Here is a 3,371-nt window from a genome sequence, read left to right as displayed (position 1 = left end):
CTTGGCCGACGGCGATGTGGTCCGCGAGGAATGCACGGCTTCGGTGGTTTTCTGGAAAAAACCACAATGACCATGGACAGATCAGGGACTGGGGCTTTGTGAGTCAATGGACCGTCCCGTTCAAGGGGCAAATGCACAGGTTTGGATAGAGCCAACAAGTCAGGCCGCTTCGAGGGCTTTGAAAAAGAAAAGGAGCCCGGTCATCGGAAGACGACCGGGCTTTTTGTCATCCCTGTCGGCCGACTCGTTCCAAGACCACCAAGGCCACGGCATGGGTGGGGCAATGGGAGAGTGACAGGAGTAGTTTGGCAGGGCTGATCGTCAGCTTGGCCAAGGATCCTTGAAGTTGGACCATGGGCTGACCAGAAGGCAGGTTGTCGATGGCTATGAGCGGCCAGCAGGAGAAATCGTTTTCCAGGCCCAGGGCTCGGGCCACGGCCCGTTTGGCGGCGATGCGTGCGGCCAGACGCTGGGGGGCGTCGGCCCGATGGCGGTGCGGTTCGATTTCCTCTGCGGTCAGAAAGGGGGAACCAGATTTCAGGGCCTCCCGACCTTCGTCCACGGAAATGATCTCGGTTTCGATCCGCATCCCGGTCAGGGGCAGACGTAGCCTTGGCCGGGGATACCAAGGCAGAAGCACGGGGATCCCAACGGGCCTGGAGCGTTCATCGTACACTGAGGCATATTGTAATAATAATCGCAGCAATGCCAGCCCATGGTTTGCGGCTGTTGCTGTTGATATGGCTCATACTCGTCGCTGAACAGGTTGTTCTGGTTCCCAGAGGAGTCGTCATAGCTGGGCGGCCAGTTTGGTTCGGCCTGGGTTTCCTCCTTGGGCTTGACCGAGGGCGCCGAGACCTTTTTTTTGTCTTCTTCTGACTTGTAGTCGGCAGCCAGAACCGGGTCCAATTCGTCCAAGCGGACCTTGGCCCGGGCTCCGGTAACGATGGCTCCGGTCAAGATGTCAATCATCTTGGCCCTGATGCGGACATGGTCGCTGTACCCCGTCACGCTGCCGGTGATGAGAAAGCCTGCCCCGATTTTTTGGAACATCTTCTTGTCCCAGGTCATTTCCCCGTCGGTGTCAAAGGTCATTTCCCGATCCAGGTCCTTGAGACGATTTCGTTCGAGGACGACGATGTTCTGGCGGTCACCGAGGCGATCGATGACGGTCTCGATGAGAGTCCGCTCGATTTCTTCCGTCAGTCGGTTGGTCTTTTTGGTCGTGGAGTCTATGAAGAAGCGGACAACAACATGGTAGGTTTTGCCGGGGTCGAGACGATTCATGTGGATTTGGAAGTCCTTGACGATGCCTTCAATCTCATCATCCAGAGGATCGGCCAAGACCAGTCTCGGGCAGGTCAACAGGGTCAGAGCTATGAACGGAATCATCAATATCTGGATCATAGAAACCTCGTGGTCACATTTTATGTGTGAAGCCTGTTTTACACCACGACCAGTCGGGCCTGTCAAAGGAAATGCTGGGGCCTTGACCAGCGACTGAAACCGGGACGGAGAGTCTGTCTCAAGGGGGAGGGTTGTGGCGGATTGAGACCTGGAATCGTCCAAGAGGGTATGGTCAACGAGCTCTGGGAATGGTATGTGGGGACAATCGTGGCGTTCAATTGCGTCTAGGAGGAAGAACGATGAAGGGGCCTCGGAATATGTTCCAAGGACCGGTGGAAACAGCTTTTCTCTTTTTGGGTCTAATTATTTGGGCCGCGTTGTCTCTGCAGGCCTCCTCCCTTGTGCTGGCTGCGGACACTCCGGTCGAGCGGCTCCAGCCTACGGACCTCGTTTACCAAGGTGCCTTCCGTCTGCCGGACGAGTTCAACTGGGGGGCACTTGGCATGTCCTACTACCCTTTGGGCGACGGAGGCCGGGGGAGCCTTTTGATGACCGGATTCCAGGCTCCTTCCAGTCCGGAACATCCCGCCGAGGCCTGCTGGGATCCTTCCTGGATTTGCTACTCCTACTATGGGCAAGTGCTCATTCCCACGCCGACCAAGGCTTCCAACTGGGAGTCCCTGCCATTGGCCCAGCTCTCGGGCGGGATGATCAACTATGACCAGGGCCTGGTTGCCACCGTGCACCGGGAGTATGTCTTTGTCAGCGACATTGAGTATATGCCCAGGACCGGAACCCAAAGTCAGGACAAGGTCTACGGGGCATTGGAAGGCTGGTATGCCGAAGGGGTTTTCGGCGAGGACACCTTCCCGACCATTTGGATGTCGAACATGGACGGCAGTGGAGCCCGGGGCGTGTTTCATGTCGGGCCGGACGCTGCTCCCTTTCACGGCCGGAAGATGGGCTCCTATCTGTTCACCGTGCCCCAGTGGTACGCCGACCAGTATCTCGGGGGTCGGCGTCTGGTGACCGGGCGGTCCCGGGGCACACCGGCCTCCATCGATCCGGTGACCACGGACGGCGGCTCCCAGGGTCCGACCCTGTTCGCCTTCCGGGCACTGGATTCGGATGAGCCCACAGGCGATCTCGATGCATTGCCTTTCCTTTACTACCGGGTCAAGTACCCCGGGTGCGCCGGACCCAACATCGGACCCACGGCCGAATGCGACTATCCATTATTTTCAATGTGCGACGACTGGACCGGCGGAGCCTTTGTGGACACCGGCTCCAAACGGGCAATCATGCTTCTCGGCCTCAAAGGCAGTCGAAATTGTTACGGAGGGAGCGAGTGCGGTGATCCCTGCGGAGACGGTCAGGGATATCATTGCGATCCAAGCGAACGCCAAGTCATCTTCTACGATGTCCACGCCTTGGGAGACATAGCCAAAGGGCAAGCCGATCCATGGAAAGTGCTGCCCTACGCGGTCTGGAAACCGAGTGAGTTCTACCAGACCGGGACCACCTGCTGGAATGCCGGCGGCATGACCTTTGACAGTGAAAACGGCCGGGTGTTCATGGTCGAACGAGGCATGGGCGGGGAGACCAATGCCTGCGTGGTCCATGTCTGGCGTGTGCTCGTGGGAGCGGGAAGAGTTTTTTCGCCCGGTGCTATCATGATGTTGCTTGATAACTGACTATGGAAATCATAGCGATTTTGTCTCGATCCAGGGCTTTTGATCAAAAAATGGGGGCGGGCAGTTTATGAAGAAAATATCACTGAGGTTGTTTATTTGGCTCATAACGGCCATGGTTTTTTCCACCAATGGGCTTTATGCCGAACCGATTCCTGTCGAACCTCTCGGCAATCCCAGGCAGGTTGAGACCTTGTCCCATTTGTACTGGATTACGCAAAATCCGTCGAGTTGGAGTGATTCGTTTCAAATGTTGTCCGATATCGATGCATCGGATACTGAGAATTGGGGTTTGCTACTTCCGTCCGGCAATCATACAGGCTGGTCCCCAGT

3 protein-coding genes are annotated in these 3,371 nt (G+C 56.8%); 1 reads left to right on the top strand and 2 read right to left on the bottom strand.

The annotated features are described in order from the left end of the window. Positions 1-226: 226 nt before the first annotated feature. Together EOM25_13360 and EOM25_13355 are read right to left on the bottom strand one after the other, a co-directional pair. Positions 227-640: a hypothetical protein gene (locus tag EOM25_13360; protein ID NCC26162.1), complete on the bottom strand. Its 414-nt coding sequence runs from the start codon at positions 638-640 to the stop codon at positions 227-229. After that, the gene (locus tag EOM25_13355; protein ID NCC26161.1) at positions 595-1,407 is read right to left on the bottom strand and encodes a hypothetical protein; all 813 of its coding nucleotides are present in this window, start codon (positions 1,405-1,407) and stop codon (positions 595-597) included. Before EOM25_13355 ends, EOM25_13360 begins: the two co-directional genes overlap by 46 nt. A gap of 239 nt (positions 1,408-1,646) precedes the next feature. Between EOM25_13355 and EOM25_13350 the strand changes: the two genes are divergently transcribed. Further along, complete coding sequence (locus EOM25_13350; GenBank protein NCC26160.1) at positions 1,647-3,041, top strand: hypothetical protein; 1,395 nt, start codon at positions 1,647-1,649, stop codon at positions 3,039-3,041. Positions 3,042-3,371 lie beyond the last annotated feature (330 nt).

Source organism: Deltaproteobacteria bacterium (assembly GCA_009929795.1).
GTDB lineage: Bacteria > Desulfobacterota > Desulfovibrionia > Desulfovibrionales > Desulfomicrobiaceae > RZZR01.
This window is presented reverse-complemented; position numbering and strand designations above follow the sequence as displayed.

Coding starts and splice junctions, on each gene's coding strand:
- EOM25_13355 (NCC26161.1), bottom strand. CDS start 1,407: ATGATCCAGATATTGATGATTCCGTTCATAGCTCTGACCCTGTTGACC.
- EOM25_13350 (NCC26160.1), top strand. CDS start 1,647: ATGAAGGGGCCTCGGAATATGTTCCAAGGACCGGTGGAAACAGCTTTT.